Raw genomic sequence first — 16,051 nt, 5'->3', positions numbered from 1 at the left:
CATTACATCTGACACACCGCCCATCATGAATACTTTAAACCTAGCTTGCAAGATTTTTATCGGCATCCTTTTACTGGTACTAATAACCGGTAGTATCCTTTTGTTTTCACAACAAGAAACCGCAAAAACGAGGATTACATTCGGAGATGAAGAGAAAATCATCACCCTTCATTCGCCTGATCGTTATGTTTATCATGCTAAAGTAAGCATCAAAGGAGATCTGTCTTGTGACAGACAGGTACAAATTTTACAGGGCTCCAAAAGGTATAACCAGCCAATACAACTAAAAGAGGGGCGGGTTAATGAAATTATTTTTGATGGAGATTGGTATAGTGAGGACCTTGGGGTCGAATTCTTTTCAACAAGCGACAATTGCGCTGAGAATGAAATCAAGGTTACTGTAACTTTTTATGGTGAGAAACCTTGAGCTGAAGTAGCCTTTTGTCAAGCTATACGTCGTGGTGAGAAAGTGGGCGTGATGCGTTTTTTTACCACATAGACACATAGTTTTCTTTACTTACATGCCTATGTGGTGAAACCTCATACGCCTTACGCCATTGCTTTACCCAATAGCTTCTCGCGCTGCTCCTGGGCATTTTCTGACTTGAGGTAATCATCAAAATCCATGAGGCTGTCGATGATGCCGTGGGGGGTGATTTCGATAATGCGGTTGGCTACCGTTTGCGTTAGCTGGTGGTCATGAGAGGTGAAGATCATGTTGCCTTTGAAGTCGCGCATGGCTTCGTTGAGGGCAGTGATCGATTCCAGGTCAAGGTGATTGGTGGGTTCGTCGAGGAGGACGAAATTGGGGTGAGCCAACATGGCCTTCGACATCATGCAGCGCACCTTTTCACCACCAGATAATACGCTGGATTTTTTGTAAACTTCCTCGCCAGAGAAAAGCATCCGGCCCAGGAAACCACGGATAAATTGCTCCTCTTTATTTTCAGAATACTGGCGCAGCCAGTTGATCAAATCAAGGTCTTGATCACCGGCAAAGTAGCGCTGGTTTTCGTTGGGCACATACGAAGTAGTAATGGTCTGACCATATTCGATAATGCCACTGTCTGGCTCTAGTTCGCCTGCCAAAATTTCGTACAAAGTGGTGATTGCGGAGCTATCATGTCCCAGAAGCGCAATCTTTTCGCCTTGATTTATCGTAAAGGAAACATTGCTGAAAAGCAAGTCGCCATTCTCGTCTTTCTTGCTAAGGTTATCAACCCGTAGAATTTGGTCACCGGGCTCCCGTTCTGACTGGAAGCTGATAAATGGATATTTACGACTGGAAGGCTTGATGTCCTCCATGTTGAGTTTTTCCAGTGCCTTCTTACGTGAAGTGGCTTGGCGCGACTTGGACGCGTTGGCCGAGAAACGCTGGATAAACTCCATCATTTCCTGACGCTTGGTCTCGGTCTTTTTGTTCTTATTGGCAATCTGAGCCGCTTTCAGCTTACTGGATTCGTACCAGAAGGTGTAGTTACCGGTGTAGATGTTGACCTTTTGGTAATCGATGTCCACAATGTGGGTACACACCATATCCAGGAAGTAACGGTCGTGAGAAACGACGATCACCATGTTCTTGAAATCGGCTAAGAAGTCAGCAAGCCAGGTGATGGTATTGGCGTCCAGGTCGTTGGTAGGCTCATCGAGGAGAAGCATATCCGGGTTGCCAAAAAGGGCTTGTGCCAGCAGTACCTTCACCTTTTCCGACCCACTCAGGTCCGACATATTCTGGTAGTGTAGGTCTTCCTTGATGCCCATGTTACTGAGCAGTTCGGCTGCGTCGCTTTCTGCGTTCCAGCCGCCCATCTCACCAAAGCGATTCTCCAGTTCAGCCGCCTTCATACCTTCCGCTTCAGTAGCATCGGGGTTCATGTAGATAGCATCCTTCTCTTGCATGATATCGTACATTTCCTTGTGCCCCATGATGACGACATTGAGGACTTGCTCGTTTTCGTAAGCAAAGTGATCCTGCTTCAAAACGGCCATTCTGTTGCCAGGTTCGAAGGCAATGTGCCCGCGATTGGCATCAATTTCGCCGGAAAGGATCTTCAAAAACGTAGACTTACCAGCACCATTGGCACCGATAACACCATAACAATTGCCCTGGTTAAACTTGATGTCTACATCCTTAAATAAAACACGCTTACCATACTGGAGCGCCAAATCGCTTACTGTGATCATGCTTCTTGAGGTTTCCACCAAGGGCAATCCCTTGATTTTGAGGGCGCAAAGGTAAGTGTTTTTATGGAAGTTTCCTTGAATAGGCTAGGTGTTTTTTGAACCACTTAAGGCACCTAAGGGTAGGAGTGTAAGGCTTGCTTGGTTTGTGCAAATAAAAGGCAACAAATACCTAGGCAAGTATCACAGTACAAGGTCTTGGTATTTAGGATTAGCTGCAGCTGCGGTTATCGTCACTGCGTTCCTCAGGGTTGTCGTTCCTCCTCATCGTTTTGACAAACCTATAGTCTGCCACTATAGGATTTATGAGAATCTAACGCCACTGTTTTTAGACTCGCAAGGCGAAAAACGTAGGCATAACCGGAGTGAGGGCGAGATATAGTATATGAAAAATGTAGAGACGCGATACATCGCGTCTCTACATTTTTCATAAATAGCCCGGTGCCGTAGGGGCGTTTCCATTGTAACGCTACGCTACTACTGGCATGGCCCAAACAAATCTAACGGTTACTCACCATCACGCGGGCGCTTTGCAACCAGCCTTTGCCTTGCACGCGGAGCAGGTACATACCAGCTGGTAAATTGGATAAATCCATGGTTGCTGTATTTGAATCAGCTGCTTGCTGCTGGACCAACTGGCCTTGTAAGTTGTAAAGGCTCAGGTGTGCAGTGCTTGCCTGTTCTGGCAAATCTACCTGTAGCAAGCCACTGGTAGGATTGGGATAAACCTTCGCTGCAGTAATGTCTGCTACTGGCGTTTCGGTGCTTACGATAGCATCTAAATCTACGCGCCCGAGGAAGCCTGCCGACTGGTAAACGTAGAGGTAACGGTTGTTTGGCGTTACTGCACCAGGGATGGCATAGGTACAGAATCCGGCAATCGACTCCCAGGTAAGGCCACCATCCAAAGAACGTTGGAGGTTGGTCAACAAATCATCCTGAGATGGGAAAAGACGGCCAGAATAGTAGGTACCATCGGGGCCTTCAATAACTTCTCCGGGGGCTGTTACACCGCCACAAGCATCGGTACTCCAAGTAAGGCCACCATCGGAAGAACAGCGGGTTGTGCCGCTGACGGTATTCATGATGGTGGTACTGTTCAATGCAAATAAATTGGCTATGGGCTGTGTCGAAAAGTCGCCGTCTATAATTTGCGTCCAGGTTTGGCCACCGTCTGTTGTAGCGTTGATCCGGCCGCCATCGGAGCCTACAAAGCCGTTTTGGTCATCTAAAAACAACATGGTACGAGGGAAACCACCCAGCCCATGATAGATTACCTCCCAGGTTTCACCACCATCGTCGGAATAAGCACCATGTACAGAGCCATAAAGATAGAGCCGCCCACCAGGCAACTGCTCAATATTGAATACGTAAGTAGTGTCTTGTATATCTTCCGGAAAAAGCGGCGACCAGGTATCTCCGCCATCTTCTGTTATTTGTGGACCGGAACTGTTGTAAGGAATAATGACGGTTTGCTCATCCAACACCAGGAAGTCGCGACTAACAGTGTAGAAATCATTGGTGATTTGAGTCCAGGTATTGCCGCCATCAGTGGTTTTCATCATACCGTACCGTTCCTGTAGAGCATAGCCTACTTCATCCGTTGGAAAAGCCACTTTTTCGAGGCTAGGCCGTGGAGCAGGAAACTGGCTCGTTGCGGTTTCCAGCCCATCTGTAGAATATAAAATTTCTGTTCCCCAACTTGAGACCCAGAAGCTGTTACCCAGGCGATGTATACCCTGAAAACGAAGTCCAAACTGATCAGCACCAACGTCTGCGTTATGCGACCAGGTTACTCCTCCGTCCATAGAGCTAAAAATATTACCAGGGAAAACGTGGGCGACCAGATGCGTTTCGGAAAGCGCTTCCATATAGCGAATATTGCTTGGCACTCCGGTATCCGTCACCAAGGTCCAATTGCTTCCGCCATCGGTAGACTTATGTAGCTGCCGGCTCTGGTCGTACATAAAGCCAACATCTTCTGTAACCCAAGAGCCATAATAGGCGCTTGTTTCAAATTGGTAGATCGAATCCCATGTCATACCAGCATCTGTACTTTTCAGCAATGGTCCGCCCTGCTGAAAAAGGTATCCAGTAGTGGGCGTTGGAAAATGTAGACGATCTCGGTAGTAAAAATCCAGAACTGTTTCCGTCCAGGTATCGCCACCATCGGTACTACGCAAGTAACCTGATTCATTATGCGAAAGCATAATAACATCCCCCTCAAGGAAATGAAATTCGCGGCCAGAACTGTAGGCAACTTCGATAGAAGTCCAGTTATCGCCACCGTCAGTACTGCGAAATATGAAGCCATCGATGCCTAAAAACACGGTCTGACAGTCAGTCCCCGGTTTACAGGCGACTACGTCAAAGTCCAGCCCTTCTGGCGCAGCGAGGAATTCCCAATCATCACCATTGTTGGCTGTGCGAGCCAGTACATTACAAGTACCAACGGCCCAGCCATTGCCACTATCGTCGACGTAGACATCACGGAAGTTGGTCGCAAAATCAAAAGGAGCGAGAGGCTCAACGAGCACTTGGGCCGACAATGGGCCGGTAATGAGACTAAAAATGAATAGCAGGTAAAGATAACGCATAAGCATAGGGTTTTGTGATTGTATAATACTGAAGGATGACCATTGAGGTGTCCTACGCAAAGTTACACTTCCCTAAAACTGGGGGTATCTGGTAATTCCGGCAGGTAAAAACTACTGGAATTCATGGATAGAGCTAGAATGCGGATCGTAAATACAGGCTCAAAAACATCACACTCCTTGACCATCAGGTTGGACACCCTGGGTTCAGAGAAAAGGACATAGCATTTGTAACAATAAAAAACGGACTAATAGATACCGGGAATTAGCTTCGCGGTACTCGCCCGATACTGTTGAAACGAGGGCAGGTGGCCGTATTTTTCTTCATTCGACTTTTCCAACATCGGGATACCACTAAGCCCCAAGAGAAGGCCGGTTATCCAGACAGGGCTGATAACAGTGGCCCATTCTAAACCTTCAAGTGCCGGAATGCAAGCGATAAAAACACCCAACCATACCAAAATTTCTCCTGCGTAATTGGGAAAACGCACGACACTAAACAAGCCTTCTGCCATAAACTTGCCCTCGTTGCCTGGTGTGGTTCTGAACTTGAACTTCTGGGCATCAGCAATGGTCTCCATCAATAAACCAAAGAAGAAAATAGCAACTCCGATTGGTAAACTTCTCGACAAAAAAGCCTCGTCCAATTGCGCTTTCGTAGCGCTTAGCGCCACCACCACGGGTAACAGAATCACCCAAACGCTTACCCCTTGAATAATCCAAAAGCTACCAAATCGCCACCATATCGGGCGCATTTCATCGAAACGGTGATCCTTTCCCTTCGTTAAAACTCTTTTGAAAAGGTAGCTTCCTAATCGGACAGCCCAAATGACTGGCATTGCCGCAATAAGCAAGCGGTAAGGGTGGCTCGTATCGCCAATCCATAAAAGAAATATAAGCGTAATCAGCAAAAAAGTAGCGCTATACGTAAGATCTGTAAGCTTATCTGTTTGGCACCTATATGCAACGATGAACACCAAAACATTGATGATCAGAGAGATAAGAAGACTTAAAACGATGGGGTTCGAGAGCATTTGTTGTTTTTACGTGTGGTAGGTGCTCTAATAGTATGAATCTATTAAAGATCATCCTTTTTAAAAAAAAATTGGCCGTAGTATCCGAATACGCTACAAAAAAATGTTTCTTCCGTAAAAATATTGCTCCTTACTCTTAAAAGAAGGCCTTATGTATATACGAACTGCTTTTATTGTCGCAACAATAATGCTCTTATTCGCCAATTGTAACACTACAAAAAACAGTCTGACTCTTCCAGAAAAGCCAATGGTTATTTTAAAATTAGACGACCTATGGTTTGAAGACGGCTTGGTTCACCCCGGTTGGATACAAGTCGTAGATTTTCTTGACAGTATGGAAGTGAAAGGCACTATAGGTATTGTAGGAAATTCTTTGGAGGAAGGCGACGCTACCTATTTCAACTGGATAAAAGAGCGCCATGATGAGGGCTATGAAATCTGGCACCACGGTTTTTGTCATTGCCGCCATCAAGTAGATACGCTTGAAATTAGAGAATACCGAGGTGAAGATTTGGCTGCACAAACTACGAGCCTCTTAAAAACCCAACAACTCGCTCAGGAAAAACTAGGCATTACACTCCGCTCCTTCGGCGCGCCCTACAATTCAACGGACCAGTACACTGCTAGCGCCTTGGCCGAAATCCCAGCCCTTAAAGTTTGGATGTACAAGGAAACAGATTGCTCCACCGACAAATTCCTTCTCCCCAGAATTGCAGAAGTAAATATCGAGTACCCTGTTCATCAACCAGATTTCGAACAATTCAAAGCAGGCTATGAACAGTTTAAAAACGAACCAATATTGGTTATCCAAGGGCACCCTCGAAGTTGGGCAGAAGAAGAGTATCGCCTTGAAACATTTAAAAAAATCATCCTTTTTTTACTGGAGGAGGGGGTAACATTTGTAACGCCTTATGAATACTACCTCAAGCAGCGTCTGTTTTGAAAAAACGCTAATTCGACCTACCTTCATGAAGATACCGAGCAGTTCTCTTTTCTCTGATGTTTATTATACCAGGCCTCTCAAAAAAAAATGCTACAATGGAACAACTAAATGATAATCAGCAAGACACAAAGCTTTACTCTCAAGCCGCGATTGGTGGCGCGACATTTATAGGAGGCCCGCTCGCTGCGGGTATATTGGTTCGTCACAACTACATCGAATTAGGGAAAGAAGACGATGGAAAAACAGCTTTAATCATTGGTATTATTGCTACGGTGCTACTATTTGGTGGCATATTTATGGTTCCTGATGAACTGATGTCAAAAATTCCGAATCAAATTATACCTGCCATTTACACAGCTATCATTTATTTCATTGTGGACAAAATCCAGGGAGAGGCTCTCAATCGGCACAAGGATAATAACTATGCATTCATGTCGAATTGGAAAGCCGCGGGCATAGGTTTTGTTTGCATGTTGCTCATTATCGGTTCTGTGTTCGGATATACGTTGTACGAAACATCCAACCCTGCGTATGATCAATACGACCTACAGATGGAAGATTTTATGGCTAATGAGTCGGAAGCTCTTGAGTTTTATGATCACCTCGAAACAAGTCCTCCTTATTCTCTTCTTCAAGAATTAGACAATAGGGCTATTCCCAAGTTCGAAGAAAACCTAACAATTATAGAAGCCACCAACCAAATAGCGCATTTACCGGCTGAGTTAATTCAACGAAATGAGCTATTAAAGGAGTATTGCAACCTGCGAATCGAAACATTTAAATTGTTTAGAAAGGCAATCAAGGAAAATTCTGATGACTATACGGAAGAGCTAGTACGCCTTAATCAAAAAATAGAAAAGGCCTTAATCAAGCTGCAATAAATAACTTAGTGCTTGGTAGGAAACAGCAAGCACGTTTCAAGACACTACCAAACTAATAAAAAATGAAAGTATACCTTTTGCTTATTGCTATTCTTATTGGAACTTCAGTACTCTCTCAAAGTGACTTAGATGAATCCATCAATAAAATCCTAGATGACTATGTCAATTCATATTATGAGCCTGGTTTAACCGTAGGAGTTGTAAAAAATGGCGCGTTAATCTTTCAAGGCAACAAAGGAAGTATGAATTTAGAATACAACCTTCCCTTCAATGACTCAACTGTTTTTGACCTGGCTTCTGTTACCAAACAATTTACATCAGCATGCATAGGTGTATTGGATAAGCAAGGAAAACTATCTATCGATGATGATGTAAGGAAGTATATTCCCGAATTAAAAAGCTATGAACACACGATCAGGATCAAACACTTGCTTAATCATACTAGTGGAATAAGAAATCACAACGTTTTACTCGACTTAAAAGGGTTTGATTACAAACATCAGGGGTATACGAATGAAATGATTCAGGAACTTATGTTTAAACAGAAAGGAATCAATAACATACCCGGCGAAAAAGTACTGTATTCCAATACAAATTATGTGCTTCTGAAATTAATTATTGAACGAGTATCGGGTAGAAAAATACATGAGTTTTCACAGCAGGAATTATTTGCCCCATTGGAAATGACACATACCTTTTATAGAAGTAACCTAGAAGAGGTTATAGAAAATCGAGCGTATTCCTATTACAAAAACAATGAAACGTATCAACAACCAAAGTCCTTAACCCTATGTGTTGGAGCCGGGGGTATGGGAAGTACCATCGAAGATTTAGCCAAATGGTCTGATGTGTTTTTAAATCCGAATCATAAATTTCACTACTTAAAAGAATTTATCACGGAACTCGATACTTTGAATAATGGCGAATTAATGAAGCACGCAAGAGGGATGTTTGTTGCACCCTACAAAGGCTATACTTCATACAATCACAGTGGAAGAGATTTAGGGATGCGTTCTCAGTTTATTTGTATTCCGGATAAAAACCTAGCAATAATCGTTTTTACAAATTCGGAGCACATCAATGCCGTGAATATTTCTTATCAAATTCTGGATTTGTTTTTAGAAGGAGAAAGTATCGAACAAAAGGAAAATCAATTTAGCCATTCCGTAAAACAACTTAGGGAATTTGAGGGGGCGTACCAAGAATTAAATAGTGATTTAACAATGAAGGTTTTCGTTGAAAATGATACACTGAAAGCAATCAGTAGTTTTGGGCGAGATGCCACGCCATTGATTTCTACAGGTGTCAATTCATTGGCCAGAATTGATAACCCTTCAATTGTATATACATTTCACCCAAATGAAAAATCGGATATTGACTTATATGTTGATTTTGGTGGCGCTGGCTTCTATTTTGAAAGAATTACGCTTGAGTTAAATCCAAATCAAAACTTGGTTGATTATATCGGCAGTTATTACGCTGATGAATTGGACGTTACTTATTTCATATCAATTGAAAACAACAAGCTAGTTTTGAGTTATCCTAATAATGAAAACATTACCATTAAAGAAGGGGTTACAGATACTTTCGGTGCCAATAGAAGAACCAAGTACTCATTTCATAGAAATAACGAAGGGAAAGTGATCTCCTTTGAAGTTGCTTCAGAGGGTACCGTAAAAGAAATATTCTTTAGCCGAATAAACTAATGCCAGCCTTGTATAAGTGGCATTGAAACGACCGATTAGCTTGACCTTAGTCCTTTACTGGGTTCAGCAACAGGCTAAAGCTAAGCGTCTGCTGCTAAAGGAACTCTTTTTCTACAAAAAAACGTTGAGATAGTCGATTTCAAAAAACTACCACACGTACTTTGTAATGGACGACCGACACTGCCTGATTTGCCAAAGACCGCTGGGAAACAGCAAGCGCATTTCTAAACACCACCTCATCCCGAAATCCAGAGGAGGAAAGCATACCGATACGGTTTTACTCCACAACATTTGTCACCAAAAGATCCACTCGGTCTTTACAGAAAAAGAACTCCGGGACGAGTTCCATACCGTAGAAAAACTGACAGAGCACGAAGAAATGCGTAAATTCATACGTTGGGTCGCCAAGAAGGGCATCAACTTTTATCAGAAGAATAAGAAATTCAAGAGGTAATGAACGCGCTAATTAAAAACGGGAAGGCAATTTACTTACTGGTGCTTTTACTAGGCAGCAATCTGCTCACAGGACAGCCCACTCCCGAATGTGTCTTTAAACCTGCTACCCAGGATCATCCGCAGGATATTTTGAGATTAGATGACGGCACCTACCTGGTAGCCAGTGAGGCCGATCCTGGCCAACCAGACATCATTGATACCGTTTATTTGGAGAAATTTGATATTTCCCGGCAATTGGAATGGAGTCGCAAAATAGCAAAGCATCAGCCTATCCATTTAAGGATTTATGCTTTTGCTGAAGTCTATTTGGTGACTGGCAAAGAGGTTTTCTACCAACAAGGTATTGATGTTCGTCCTTTCTTCCTGCTATACAGTAATACCGGTGAGCTACTACAGGAAAAGTCTTACGATTTAGACAGCTATTATGATACCGATATTGCTACGAATACGATTACAGGAGGTGGCTTTGCCGTCATTGCCGTAAGAGACGAACTGATCCGTATAGATGCTCTGGGAAATGAAGAACGTTTATTCAGCTTCGAAGAAGCTATGGGCTACCCCGGTGATCCTATTCGATATTTCTATCAAGATCAAGCAGGCAATTGGATCATTCTCACCACCTCACTGGATCTTATTCGGCTTGATAGTGAATTTTCTTTTTTAGGGGAAACTTCTCTCGCTTACGAGCTTTCTGGTCTTGGTATAAACAGAATCCATCACAATGAAAACGACGACCGCCTTGTGTTTGCAGGCAATATCATCTACCATCCTAATCAAAATGAATATTGGCACAGCAAGGCTTTCTCTTCACTAGGCGAAGAACTTTGGAGCAGAGATTACGATGATATTCCATTCACTAGAAATGGCAACCTGCATTCCGTCATTGGTGCAACTAATGGGTTCTATCTTTTTGGTAACACCGCTAAAGTCGAAAGTTTCACCCGCAGGTTTTATCCCATGATTATAAAACTCGACGAGCAAGGGAGAGAAGAATGGTATTATGAATTTCCGTTCTCTTCTTTCCAATATTCCGCTATGGATATCGTCAAGGAAATGGACCGCTTTGGGTTCACCATAACGGGGCATTTTAAATGTGAGGAAGACAATACTTATGATATCTACTTGTCACGCGTCAGTATACCCAGTGAGGAGGTAATTGTAGACAACCAGGAAGTAAGCACCATAGGTAACCTAGAGATTTTCCCAAATCCAACGGAGGGTGTCGTTGTTATTCATGCTGAATCAGCATCGTTGTCAAGTGTTGCGATAGTAGACACCAGAGGCAAGCTCATCAGGCAAGAATCCTTAAAAGCAGGGCCTACCTTGGAAATCGATTTATCGGAACTCCCTGATCAACTTTATTTTCTTAAGATCGTCATAGATGGGAAAGAGGCGGTGGTGAAAAAGGTGATCAAATCTAGTCGTTAACGGGCGCTTTTTCAACCATCGCATTCGGGAATGCACATACACTAAAACAAGGCACTTCCTCTGCTCAATAAACCTCCAATACTCTTTCCTTCCGGCCATTAAAGACAATCTCCTCCCCTGCTGTTTTTCCCAATAGCAACTGCCCAATGGGCGCGGCTGGCGAAATACAAAAACAAGATTGCTTCAGGACAACAACCCTGCCCAGGCTTACGGCCAGAAAATACGTTCGCTGGTCAGTAACCACAAGGCTGCCTTTTTGGATATGATCGGAGCTTTGGTCTATGCCGATTTGCTGGAGTTGGCTTTGCGTTTGCTTCGCTAGCTCCAACTGGGCTGTAATTTTGTCGGCTTCCATTTGCATCATGGCGCGGCCCGTCTCGTATTTATCTCCGGCACTGCTTTTGGTTTCGTTCTGCTTCGATTCATCAATGGAATCGAGCGCCTCTTGCAGATCGATCATCTTGGTAGCCAGGGTAGCTAGACAGGTTTGGTAAAGCGTTTGTTTAAGCGAAAGCATAAATGGTGATCTAGTACGAAAACAGGTTATTTCATAGGCAACAAACGGGAATCCGCCAGAGCTGCCGTTCTGTGGCCAATCCCTTTGAGATAACCTTCATTACGAGCAAAACCGATGAAAGCTTCTGCACTCCGATGCTTGACCAGGAGCACCATATCCCAGCCTTCGCCCTCAGGGCCAATCAGGAAGGAACCACCTTTACCTGAGTACAACAATTCCCCTCCCGCTTCTTGCAAAAAGGGCGTAGTATGCTTCATGTAACGCTGGTAAGCTTCCTCACCGGAAACCATAGTAGCTGGTGCCAATTCAGGGCTCGCCGAGTAATCTGCAACTTCCCTAAATTTTAGAAGGTTGAGCATGACGACTTCTCCCTGGTTATGGTATTGCTGATAAAAGGCTTGCCCCGCCGTTTGGGTGGCATCGAGATAGGTGTGTTCTGGCATTTTTCTTTTTATTATTAAAAAAGAAAACACCTTAAGCACAAAAATAGATGCCCCAGACTATCCCATCGTAATCACTACGTTCCCTTTCTTATGCCCTTTGTCAATATAGCGGTGTGCATCAGGCACTTCTGCCAAAGAATATTGCCTATCAATCACCGTCTTCAACTTCCCGACGGCAATAATTTCGCGTAACTCAAGCAACATTTTTCTCAACTCTGGTACGGGTTTCATTCCAGTAGCGTCGAATTTAGCCTTTTTCTTTCCAAACAGTGATGTTCTGAGCATTTGAAAAAGTAAAGGCAGGCCAAGGACTGGCGAAAGGTAAGTACCATTAGGCGTGAGCGAGCTTTTGCTTTTGCCAAAACTGCTTTTACCTACGGTATCATAAATAATGTCATAGGCTTTTCCTGATTTCGTAAAATCAGTGGTTTTGTAATCAATAACCTCATCAGCACCCAGCGATTTCACCAGTTCCAGATTAGCCGTACTACAAACTCCGGTAACTTCAGCACCGAGATGCTTGGCTAATTGCACAGCGGCAGTTCCTAAACTTCCGGAAGCACCAATGATCAAGACCTTCTGTCCTGATTGGATACCGGCTACTTCTCGCAGTAAATTTAAGGACGTCAAGGCACCATCACAAATCGGTGCTGCGGCTGCCGTGCTTATGTTCTCTGGAAGCGTAGCGATAATACCATCCTCGGCTATACACAAATACTCGGCATTGGTACCTGATCCAAAAATCGACTCTCCGAAGACGAATTCTCCAACAATAAACTTGGTAACATCTTTGCCTGCATCAATGATTTCACCAGCAAAGCCCGTTCCCGTCACCGGATGTTTAGGCTTACTGAAGCCCATAAACAATCGCCCAATATAAGGAATCCCAGTACGCATCATTGCACCCGCTGTGGTTACTGACGAGGCATCAATACGTACCAATACTTCGTTGGCTTTAGGGGTTGGCATGGCTACGTCCTGTAATTCCAATACCTCTGGTCCACCATAACTAGTTGCGACGATGGCTTTCATTTTCCTTGTGTTCATCTTGAAAATTTCTTGTTTCCTAATTTCTATGACACAAAGTTAGGGGCAGGAAGGAGGGGCATCGTTCTGATTTGCAAATCCGAACGTTTTGGGATTGTGCTATATATCAAACAGCAAATTTCATCAAACAAGTGTTACCATATTGTGTAAGCGAACCGCAGTGTAGTCTGTTGCGACTGCCTAACACCAGAAGGGCCATAATAAGGCAAATAACAATCGCAGAAGCCAAATCCGCAACAACCACCATAGGGATAGCCCCCATAGTAGTAATCGTCTTTCTTATTCAAACCCCACGACTTTTGGAGGCTCAGGGTAGCGCGATCTATGGTGACTCCGAGGCCGCCGATAAAGGAGGCTTGCCAGCGTTTCACATCTAGCCATTCTGCACTGAGATCGACTTTTTCTCCGTAGGAATAATCATAGGAATCTGGCTGTCCGGCAGCGCCGTAGTAACTATTCACAACATTGCTCTGAGACAGTAAATATCCAGCTTGGATGCCCGACTTCACGAAAAAACGGGTACGACTATCTGGTTTACCAAAATAGAAGTGCGTTTCGAGCGGAATACGGAGCTGGCTTTGCTTTTGGTAATAACGCTCGCGGTTGTAGGAAATCATTACATCCTCCGTATTGTAGGAAATACTCTCCGACTCAGAGAAATTTCGCCACTGGCTGTAATTCACGCCTAAACGAAGGCTAAAACGATGACTCAGGAGAAATTCCGCCCAGGCTCCTCCACTAAAACCCGGCTGCCGACGAACCTCGGTTTTGTAATAATAATCGCCAAAAGTATCGTCATAATACGTTTGCTCTTGTAAATCGGCTTGGCCACTATAGCCTGCTTCAACATCAAGGCCAAAGGCCCAACGGCTTTGCCCAGAGAGTGCAATAACCATTATAACAAAAGCGGAGAGTAGGATTATTTTTTTCATAACTGGTGTATTTCTTTTGCTTATGTCGTAAGACCACAACCAGCTAAAAAAGGGTTGGGTAGGTTTTAAAATAAGCGATAGCGAAAATGGATACTGGTCTGTTCTAGTCTCTTGACGCGGTTACGCTCTATTTCAAATATTCGAACGCAATTGGCAAAAACACCACCAAAGCAACCATAAGGATAATTGGCGCTGCGGTCTTCACCCCAAGTGTGTTCAATGCTAAAACTGGCCCTATCTATGGCAAAGCCTGCGCCCGCTACAAAGGAAGTTTGCCAAGGGTCTACCCCCAACCAGTCGGATTTCAGGTCTACTTCTTCGGCAATGGTCTCTTCAAAAGTTTCATCCAAGCCCGCAGCGTCGACAAAGTTGTCAATCGTATTAGTCTGTTGCAACAAGTGAACAAAGTGAAGCCCTCCTGTGAGAAAAATCCGGGTGGAACGATTGGGTGAACCGAAATACCATTTTGCTAATAACGGTATCCGCATTTGCCTTTGTTGCTGATAATAATCGGTGTGACTGAAGCTCCTTATAACACCTTGCAAATTATGATCAATGCTTTCAAACTCTACGTGGGTACTCCACTGTCCGTAGTTCAGGCCTAACTGAAACTCCAAATGATGCGTAAGCAAATATGATCCCCAAACACCTAAACCAGCACCAGGATACCGTTTCTCTTCAATCCGGTTATAGGCATCGCCTCCAGCAAAACTGCTGCCCGGAAATGTTTCTTCATAGAGATCAGAGCGGCCGCTGTAACCTCCCTCTAATTCAAGGCCAAAAGCCCAACGATGCTGTGCCGAAAGTGCTGTGGTCAATACAACCAAAAAGAACAGAAGGATTGGTCTTTTCATAGCAGATACGTTTCTTTTGCTTACGCAGTAAGACCGTAATCTACAGAAAAAAGGTTGGGTAACCGAAACCTAGAAAAAGATTCAGGTCGCTACCTACAGCTCCTATTTTATTTGATAAGCAAAATGCAAAGCAGCCGATCGTACATAGCGGAGCGGAGTTCCTGAAACCGTTATAGCGCCACTTGAGTCTGGTTCGCTAAAATCCAAGTACCTCTCATAGGCAGGAACTCCTTCTCTACGTTTTTGAAAAAAAGCGGTATTGACCAAGCTTAAAGACCAACGATTAATCCGCAAGCCCAACTCCAGTCGGCCAGCGACCCCCAAGGGACTTTTTTCCAGATCAGATTTTGAACGAGGGTTGATTTTTTCCGTAAATACCGACCAGTCGCCAGAAAAGCCAAAGCCAGGACCAAGCATAGGGTCGTAACGAAAACGACTTCTTCTTTGATAAACGTGACGGTAAACATAAACCCCCTGCACACCAGCACCGATAAACCAGCGCTGGCTCGCCTGTTCCTCTCCAAAATGATATCTTCCATTAAGCGATAATTGAAGATAATGACTCGACCAACTAGATTGGCTTTCGCTAAAGTAATACAGATCAGGTGCATCGGTAACAAACATCGAATTGGCCATTACCTTTACCCGTTGATAGCTCGTTGTTGCATGAATTTTCCAATGAGCATCAAGGGAGTGCTCCAGCCAAAAGCCACCTCCATAGGAGATTTGCAGCTCGTCCTTACCTGAAAAATCAGTCAACCTTCCATCAACAACGGGGGTTGTTGCCTCTTGGCGAATATCACCACTGAGCCCCATGATAGAGTAGGCACCAAAAGTCAAATTAGGTGCTTGTGCAAATAACATAATATTACCTAAAAAGAAGACGGTAATAAATGTAAATGTAGAGCGTGCGTTTTTCATACTAACCGTATTGCGCAGAAAACAAAGTGTGATTTGTTTTAGTGCCGTTTGTAAGCTAACAGCTAGAACATTAATGTCATTTTACGAAGAGAAAAATTTAACGGTTATAGGTAT

General features: G+C 43.9%; 15 protein-coding genes. 6 read left to right on the top strand and 9 right to left on the bottom strand.

The genetic code is table 11. From position 1 onward, the window contains the following. Positions 1 to 427 (top strand): hypothetical protein (locus ACRBG0_RS01970; protein WP_431485251.1); only part of this gene is annotated, 427 nt, incomplete at its 5' end. Positions 428 to 549: 122 nt separating this feature from the next. Here ACRBG0_RS01970 and ACRBG0_RS01965 read toward each other — a convergent pair. From ACRBG0_RS01965 to ACRBG0_RS01955, 3 genes are all read right to left on the bottom strand, one after another. Beyond that, positions 550 to 2,184 (bottom strand): ABC-F family ATP-binding cassette domain-containing protein, encoded by a 1,635-nt coding sequence (locus tag ACRBG0_RS01965; RefSeq protein ID WP_431485250.1) that lies wholly within the window; start codon positions 2,182 to 2,184, stop codon positions 550 to 552. Positions 2,185 to 2,681: 497 nt separating this feature from the next. Next, the gene (locus ACRBG0_RS01960) at positions 2,682 to 4,778 is read right to left on the bottom strand and encodes a T9SS type A sorting domain-containing protein (RefSeq protein WP_431485249.1); all 2,097 of its coding nucleotides are present in this window, start codon (positions 4,776 to 4,778) and stop codon (positions 2,682 to 2,684) included. A 245-nt stretch (positions 4,779 to 5,023) separates the two neighbouring features. After that, complete coding sequence (locus tag ACRBG0_RS01955; protein ID WP_431485248.1) at positions 5,024 to 5,809, bottom strand: DUF1295 domain-containing protein; 786 nt, start codon at positions 5,807 to 5,809, stop codon at positions 5,024 to 5,026. 247 nt (positions 5,810 to 6,056) lie between these two features. On the opposite strand from ACRBG0_RS01955, the gene ACRBG0_RS01950 reads away from it, so the two are divergent. The 5 genes from ACRBG0_RS01950 (at position 6,057) to ACRBG0_RS01930 (ending at position 11,223) form a co-directional block, all read left to right on the top strand. Then, positions 6,057 to 6,752 (top strand): DUF2334 domain-containing protein, encoded by a 696-nt coding sequence (locus ACRBG0_RS01950; RefSeq protein ID WP_431485247.1) that lies wholly within the window; start codon positions 6,057 to 6,059, stop codon positions 6,750 to 6,752. A gap of 95 nt (positions 6,753 to 6,847) precedes the next feature. Beyond that, positions 6,848 to 7,633: a hypothetical protein gene (locus ACRBG0_RS01945; protein ID WP_431485246.1), complete on the top strand. Its 786-nt coding sequence runs from the start codon at positions 6,848 to 6,850 to the stop codon at positions 7,631 to 7,633. Positions 7,634 to 7,695: 62 nt separating this feature from the next. Further along, a complete protein-coding gene (locus ACRBG0_RS01940; protein ID WP_431485245.1) occupies positions 7,696 to 9,339 on the top strand; it encodes a serine hydrolase domain-containing protein in 1,644 nt (547 codons plus the stop codon). 166 nt (positions 9,340 to 9,505) lie between these two features. Further along, the gene (locus ACRBG0_RS01935; protein ID WP_431485244.1) at positions 9,506 to 9,793 is read left to right on the top strand and encodes an HNH endonuclease; all 288 of its coding nucleotides are present in this window, start codon (positions 9,506 to 9,508) and stop codon (positions 9,791 to 9,793) included. Further along, positions 9,793 to 11,223, top strand: coding sequence for a T9SS type A sorting domain-containing protein (locus tag ACRBG0_RS01930; protein ID WP_431485243.1), 1,431 nt, complete (start codon positions 9,793 to 9,795; stop codon positions 11,221 to 11,223). The genes ACRBG0_RS01935 and ACRBG0_RS01930 overlap by 1 nt, the downstream gene beginning before the upstream one ends. Positions 11,224 to 11,287: 64 nt before the next feature. Here ACRBG0_RS01930 and ACRBG0_RS01925 read toward each other — a convergent pair whose 3' ends face one another. The 6 genes from ACRBG0_RS01925 to ACRBG0_RS01900 all read right to left on the bottom strand — a co-directional run bounded on the left by ACRBG0_RS01925 (position 11,288) and on the right by ACRBG0_RS01900 (position 15,937). Beyond that, positions 11,288 to 11,740, bottom strand: coding sequence for a 3-oxoacyl-ACP synthase (locus tag ACRBG0_RS01925; RefSeq protein WP_431485242.1), 453 nt, complete (start codon positions 11,738 to 11,740; stop codon positions 11,288 to 11,290). Positions 11,741 to 11,766: 26 nt separating this feature from the next. Further along, entirely contained in the window at positions 11,767 to 12,183 is a 417-nt protein-coding gene (locus ACRBG0_RS01920; protein ID WP_431485241.1) for a DUF1330 domain-containing protein, read from the bottom strand. 57 nt (positions 12,184 to 12,240) lie between these two features. Further along, the gene (locus ACRBG0_RS01915; protein WP_431485240.1) at positions 12,241 to 13,230 is read right to left on the bottom strand and encodes an NAD(P)-dependent alcohol dehydrogenase; all 990 of its coding nucleotides are present in this window, start codon (positions 13,228 to 13,230) and stop codon (positions 12,241 to 12,243) included. 134 nt (positions 13,231 to 13,364) lie between these two features. Then, the gene (locus ACRBG0_RS01910) at positions 13,365 to 14,162 is read right to left on the bottom strand and encodes a porin family protein (protein WP_431485239.1); all 798 of its coding nucleotides are present in this window, start codon (positions 14,160 to 14,162) and stop codon (positions 13,365 to 13,367) included. A gap of 65 nt (positions 14,163 to 14,227) precedes the next feature. After that, the gene (locus ACRBG0_RS01905) at positions 14,228 to 15,016 is read right to left on the bottom strand and encodes an outer membrane beta-barrel protein (protein WP_431485238.1); all 789 of its coding nucleotides are present in this window, start codon (positions 15,014 to 15,016) and stop codon (positions 14,228 to 14,230) included. Between the two features lie 102 nt (positions 15,017 to 15,118). Beyond that, a complete protein-coding gene (locus ACRBG0_RS01900) occupies positions 15,119 to 15,937 on the bottom strand; it encodes a hypothetical protein (RefSeq protein ID WP_431485237.1) in 819 nt (272 codons plus the stop codon). Between the last annotated feature and the right edge of the window lie 114 nt (positions 15,938 to 16,051).

It is taken from the genome of Lewinella sp., assembly GCF_050633125.1.
Lineage (GTDB): Bacteria > Bacteroidota > Bacteroidia > Chitinophagales > Saprospiraceae > Lewinella.
The sequence above is the reverse complement of the archived record's forward strand: the minus strand, read 5'-3'. Positions and strand labels throughout refer to the sequence as shown.